The 6000-nt window shown below is 70.3% G+C and carries 5 protein-coding genes; 1 reads left to right on the top strand and 4 read right to left on the bottom strand.

The window, feature by feature from the left end:
• Positions 1-304: 304 nt before the first annotated feature.
• Complete coding sequence (locus tag ACIRFH_RS34480) at positions 305-1312, bottom strand: stage II sporulation protein M (protein WP_403529853.1); 1008 nt, start codon at positions 1310-1312, stop codon at positions 305-307.
• A 126-nt stretch (positions 1313-1438) separates the two neighbouring features.
• Between ACIRFH_RS34480 and ACIRFH_RS34475 the strand changes: the two genes are divergently transcribed.
• Entirely contained in the window at positions 1439-2386 is a 948-nt protein-coding gene (locus tag ACIRFH_RS34475; RefSeq protein WP_403529850.1) for an RDD family protein, read from the top strand.
• A gap of 50 nt (positions 2387-2436) precedes the next feature.
• On the opposite strand, the gene ACIRFH_RS34470 is transcribed toward ACIRFH_RS34475, so the two are convergent.
• The 3 genes from ACIRFH_RS34470 to ACIRFH_RS34460 all read right to left on the bottom strand — a co-directional run bounded on the left by ACIRFH_RS34470 (position 2437) and on the right by ACIRFH_RS34460 (position 5950).
• Positions 2437-3081 carry a hypothetical protein gene (locus ACIRFH_RS34470; RefSeq protein ID WP_403529847.1) on the bottom strand — a complete coding sequence of 215 codons (645 nt, stop codon included), beginning with the start codon at positions 3079-3081 and terminating at the stop codon, positions 2437-2439.
• Positions 3082-3191: 110 nt separating this feature from the next.
• Positions 3192-4649, bottom strand: a complete 1458-nt coding sequence (ahcY, locus tag ACIRFH_RS34465; RefSeq protein WP_403529844.1) for an adenosylhomocysteinase — start codon at positions 4647-4649, stop codon at positions 3192-3194.
• A gap of 326 nt (positions 4650-4975) precedes the next feature.
• Entirely contained in the window at positions 4976-5950 is a 975-nt protein-coding gene (locus ACIRFH_RS34460) for a cation diffusion facilitator family transporter (RefSeq protein WP_403529841.1), read from the bottom strand.
• Positions 5951-6000: the final 50 nt, after the last annotated feature.

Below are 6000 nucleotides of genomic sequence, written 5' to 3'. Positions count from 1 at the left end.
TCCTTTTCCGATCCGATTTCCTCGGTGCTTTCCAGGTTCCCGCTTCCGCGTTTCCCTTTCCGGCGGTTCCGACTTTATCAGAAGTTCTGAGCCGGTCTGACCGGCCGTTCATTTCCGATTCATCGGGAGGATGGTTTCTCCGAATTCGATGATCCGGGAGAGAACCTAGTAGATGTTCACTGTCGCCCTGTGGGGTGAACCCATCTCCAGGCAACTGTTTAAATCTACCTCCCCGCTCGATCCGTGTCAACGGCTCTTGCGGGAACGAAGAGGACAGTAGCAGCTCTGCGGGGGCTGATGCACATCAGGCGGCCGTCGGCACGGTGGCGCTGCGCTCCGCCTCGTCGACGTCTCCCGTGTCGCCGGCGCGTACGGCACGGCCGCCGAGTACGTAGACGTAGGCCAGGAAGGCCAGCTCGGCGGCCACGCCGATGGTGATGCGGGCCCAGGTGGGCAGGCCGGACGGGGTGACGAAGCCTTCGATGGCGCCGGAGACGAACAGGACCAGGGCGAGGCCCATCGCCATGCCGAGGGCGGCCCGGCCCTCTTCGGCGAGGGCGGTGCGCCGGGTGCGCGGGCCCGGGTCGATGAGGGTCCAGCCGAGCCGCAGGCCGGTGCCCGCGGCCACGAAGACGGCGGTGAGTTCGAGCAGGCCGTGGGGCAGGACGAGACCGAGGAAGGTGTCGAGACGGCCGGCCGACGACATCAGGCCGAACCCGACGCCGAGGTTGAGCATGTTCTGGAACAGGATCCAGATGACCGGCAGACACAGGAAGACGCCCAGGATCAGGCAGAGTGCGGCGGCCCAGGCGTTGTTCGTCCAGACCTGGGCGGCGAAGGACGCCGCGGGGTGGCTGGAGTAGTACGTCTCGTACTGGCCGCCGGGGCGGGTGAGCTCCCGCAGTTCGCCGGGGGCCGCGATGGTGGACTGCACCTCCGGGTGGGTGCCGATCCACCAGCCCAGGAGTACCGCGACGGCGGTCGATATGAGTGCGGTGGGGACCCACCAGTGACGTGCCCGGTAGACGGCGGCCGGGAACTGCTGGGTCAGGAAGCGGGTGACGTCGCGCCAGGAGGCTCGGCGGGTGCCTGTCACGGCACTGCGCGCGCGTGCCACCAGTTGGCTGAGCCGTCCGGTCAGCTGCGGGTCGGGGGCACTGGACCGGATCAGGGAGAGGTGGGTGGCCGTGCGCTGGTAGAGGGCGACGAGTTCGTCGGTCTCGGCACCGGTGAGTCGGCGCCGGCGCCGGAGCAGGGCGTCGAGGCGGTCCCACTCCGCCCGGTGGGCGGAGACGAAGACGTCGAGGTCCATCGGTGTGCCTGCTCCTCGGCTATCGTCGGCGGCTCGTCGTGGATCAGCTTGTCGTACTGCGGCGTGGTGCGTCCTCAGCTTGGCAGACTGGCGGGGACGGGGGCAGCCAGGGGAAGGGCGGCAGGCGTGAGCGAGCTGGTGACGGGCGAGGCGGTGGCGCTGGAGCTGCGTCCCGCGAGGCTGCCCAGCAGGGCCCTGGCCGTCCTGCTCGATCTGGCGGTGGCCGTGGTCGCCTATGTGGTGTGCACCATCGCCCTGATCGCGTCGACCGCGTCCTTGGACACGGCGGCCCAGACGGCGCTGTCCCTCGCCGTGTTCGTCCTGGTGCTGGTGGGCGGGCCGATCGCGGTCGAGACGCTCAGTCACGGTCGCTCGCTGGGGAAGATGGCGTGCGGGCTGCGGGTGGTGCGGGACGACGGCGGACCGATCCGGTTCCGGCACGCGCTGGTGCGGGGCCTGATCGGGGTGGTCGAGATCCTGATGACGCTCGGTGTGGTGGCCTGCATCGCCTCCTTGGTGTCGGCGCGGGGCCGCCGCGTCGGTGATGTGTTCGCGGGGACTCTCGTCGTGCGGGAACGGGTACCGGTCGCGACGGGCTTTCTGCCGCCGCCTCCGCCGTGGCTGGCGGGGCGCTTCTCGGAGGTCGATCTGTCCGCGGTGCCCGATGATCTGTGGCTCGCCGTCCGTCAGTACCTGATGCGGATGGGGCAGCTGGATCCCCAGGTCGGCTGGGCCATGGCGGAACGGCTCGCCTCCGACGTCGCGGTCCGCACGGGTGCTCCGGCGCCGCAGGGTGTCCCGTCGGCCGCGTATCTGGCGGCGGTGCTGCAGGAACGGCAGGCTCGGGAGGCCCGGCGGGCCTTCGGCGGCGGTACGCCCCAGGGCTTGGCCCCTGCCGCGACGCCGGCCGCGCCTGCGCCGCCTGCGCCGTCGGTGCCTCCGGTGACGTACTCGTCGCCGGTTCCCCCGGTGAGTCCGCCGGTGGTGCCTCCGGTGGCGGCCCCGCGAGGTTCCCGGCCGCCGGTGGTGCCGCGGGACGAACGTCCCGCCACCGGGTTCGTGCCGCCGGCGTAGTGGCTGCCGCTGTCGTGTCCCGCTGAGCGCTTCACGGTCTCACGGGGGCGTCAAGCGCCCGGGTCCGGTTCCGTCGCGGTCGCGGGGAACACGGACGGCGGTGACTCGAGGTCCTCCAGCTCGATGCCGGGGGCCGCGAGCACGACGTCGCCGGCGATGTGCACGGCGTGCTGTTCGCCCGTGTCCAGGGTCGTGACCTGGTATTCGTCCACGACGAGGGGGCCGTTGTCAGTGGCGTGTGCTTCTCTGTCCACCAAGGCCCAGGACTGGTCCACGGTGCGGGGGGCGAGGACCGGGTCCGTGAGGGCGACGAGGCGTACGCGGGTGGCCGGTGCGGAGGGGGTGAGGCGCAGGAGCCGGGTGGTGGCGACGAGGAAGGCCGGGGACGTTCCGGTGAAGGCGTGGGCGCGCGCGTTGCCTTCGGTGGCGTGGACTCCGGTGGGGTCGGTGCGGACCCAGGTGACGCCGTCGACGGCCGCGCCGCGCACCTGCCAGTCGGCGGCGTGGAGTTCGAGGCGGATGGGGCGGCCGAGTTCGTCGAGGGCAAGGTCGACGGAGCCGAGGTGGTCTCCGGTGGGCGTGGTCAGCCGGGAGACGTAGCGCCAGCCGGAGGGGCCGGGGGCGCACTGGAAGTGTTCTTCCGCGAGGGGGGTGTGGTCGTGCGGATCGTGGAGCGAATAACGGCCGCGGGGCATGGGTGTCCTGGGTGGTGACGGGCTGGTCCGGCCGCTGATGCGGGCGTGGCGCCCATGGGGCAGGCCCCCGGCACGGGGGTGCGGGGGCCTGCCTCGGAGGAGCCGGTGGCTCAGTAGCGGTAGTGGTCCGGCTTGTAGGGGCCCTCGACCTTGACGCCGATGTACTCGGCCTGCTCCGGGCGGAGCGTGGTCAGTTTGACGCCGAGGGCGTCGAGGTGGAGGCGGGCGACCTTCTCGTCCAGGTGCTTGGGCAGCACGTAGACGTCGGTCGGGTAGGCGTCGGGCTTGGTGAACAGCTCGATCTGGGCCAGGGTCTGGTCCGCGAACGAGTTGGACATCACGAACGACGGGTGGCCGGTGGCGTTGCCCAGGTTCAGCAGGCGGCCCTCGGACAGCACGATGATCTTCTTGCCGTCGGGGAAGGTCCAGGTGTGGACCTGCGGCTTGACCTCGTCCTTGACGATGCCCGGGATCTTCGCCAGACCGGCCATGTCGATCTCGTTGTCGAAGTGGCCGATGTTCCCGACGATCGCCTGGTGCTTCATCCGGGCCATGTCCGAGGCCATGATGATGTCCTTGTTGCCGGTCGTGGTGACGAAGATGTCGGCCGTCTCGACGACCTCGTCCAGCGTCGTGACCTGGTAGCCGTCCATCGCCGCCTGCAGGGCGCAGATCGGGTCGATCTCGGTGATGATCACCCGGGCGCCCTGGCCGCGCAGCGACTCCGCGCAGCCCTTGCCCACGTCGCCGTAGCCGCACACGACCGCGGTCTTGCCGCCGATCAGGGTGTCGGTGGCGCGGTTGATGCCGTCGATCAGGGAGTGGCGGCAGCCGTACTTGTTGTCGAACTTCGACTTGGTGACGGCGTCGTTGACGTTGATCGCCGGGAACAGCAGGGTGCCGTCGCGGTGCATCTCGTACAGGCGGTGGACGCCGGTGGTGGTCTCCTCGGTCACACCGCGGATCTCGGACGCCAGCTGCGTCCACTTCTGCGGGCTCTCGCTCACCGTGCGGGTGAAGAGTTCGAGGATGACGCGGTGCTCGTCGGACTCGGCGGTGTCGGGCGAGGGGACCTTGCCGTCCTTCTCGTACTCGACGCCCTTGTGGACGAGGAGGGTGGCGTCGCCGCCGTCGTCCAGGATCATGTTCGGGCCGCCGGTGGGGGTGTTCGGCCAGGTCAGCGCCTGCTCCGTGCACCACCAGTACTCTTCGAGGGTCTCGCCCTTCCAGGCGAAGACGGGGACGCCCTGCGGGTTGTCGGGCGTGCCGTTCGGGCCGACGGCGATGGCGGCGGCCGCGTGGTCCTGGGTGGAGAAGATGTTGCAGGAGGCCCAGCGGACCTCGGCGCCGAGGGCGACGAGGGTCTCGATGAGCACGGCCGTCTGCACGGTCATGTGCAGGGAGCCGGTGATGCGGGCGCCGGCGAGGGGCTGGGCCTCGGCGTACTCCTCGCGGATCGCCATCAGGCCGGGCATCTCGTGCTCGGCGAGGGTGATCTCCTTGCGGCCGAACTCGGCCAGGGAGAGGTCGGCGACCTTGAAGTCCTGTCGGTTGTCGACAGTCGTCATTACGGGCTGCTCCTCGGGTTGGGTTCGAGGTGGTTACGGCTGACCTGCGCGGCGGCGGACACAGGGGTGCCCCGAAGAGGACACAGGCATGCCCGCGTACGCGCAGCGCAGTCCGTCGGAGGCCCTCTCTCCCTCGGCCGGTCCGTCCTCGGACCGCCCGACCGCCATCAGCAGCGACGTCTGGCTCCGTCCCAAGCTACACCGCTGAACCCTCCGTCCCCAGTCCGCCTCCGACGACATCCGGCCGTTCCGTGGGAGTGCGAAGCGCGACCGGGGCCCGCCGAGCGGTTCGGCGGGCCCCGGTCGGGAGGAGGGAGAGGGGGGCGTCAGTGGTGGCTGGTGGACGGGCCGCCCGGGGTCGCTTCGCGGTCGGGGCCCTTGGCGGCCTCGGTCTCGCTGTAGATGTCCGGTTCGAGGTAGATGACGCGGGCGATCGGGACGGCGGCGCGGATGCGGGCCTCGGCGGCGTCGATGGCAGCGGCGACCTCGGCGGCCGTCTCGTCGTGCCGGACGGCGATCTTGGCGGCGACGAGGAGTTCCTCGGGGCCGAGGTGGAGGGTGCGCATGTGGATGATGCGGGTGACGGTGTCGCCGTCGACGGTCGCGGCCTCGATCTTGCGGACGTCCTCGGCGCCCGCGGACTCGCCGAGCAGCAGGGACTTGGTCTCGGCGGCCAGGACGAGGGCGATCAGGATGAGCAGGACGCCGATGCACAGGGTGCCGATGCCGTCCCAGACGCCGTTGCCGGTGAGCAGGGCGAGGCCGACGCCGCCGAGGGCGAGGACCAGGCCGATGAGCGCGCCGAAGTCCTCCAGGAGGACGACCGGCAGTTCGGGCGCCTTGGCGCGGCGGATGAACTCCGTCCACGACTGCTTGCCCCGCAGGGTGTTGGACTCCTTGATGGCGGTGCGGAAGGAGAAGCCCTCGGCGATGATCGCGAAGACGAGGACCCCGACGGGCCAGTACCAGTGCTCCAGCTCGTGCGGGTCCTTGATCTTCTCGTAGCCCTCGTAGAGGGCGAACATGCCGCCGACCGAGAAGAGCACGATGGAGACGAGGAAGGCGTAGATGAAGCGCTCGCGGCCGTAGCCGAAGGGGTGTTGCGGGGTGGCCGCGCGCTGGGCCTTCTTGCCGCCGACCAGCAGCAGGGCCTGGTTGCCGGAGTCCGCGAGCGAGTGCACGGATTCGGCGAGCATCGACGACGAGCCGCTGAAGAGGAACGCCACGAACTTCGATACCGCGATCGCGAGGTTGGCGCCGAGTGCCGCCATGATCGCTTTGGTGCCGCCTGACGCGCTCATGTGTCGCGTTGTCCCTTCGACTTCGTCTGCGTGTGTACGCCGCCCGGGAG

The sequence above is a fragment of the Streptomyces sp. NPDC093586 genome (genome assembly GCF_044764905.1).
Classification (GTDB): domain Bacteria; phylum Actinomycetota; class Actinomycetes; order Streptomycetales; family Streptomycetaceae; genus Streptomyces.
This window is presented reverse-complemented; position numbering and strand designations above follow the sequence as displayed.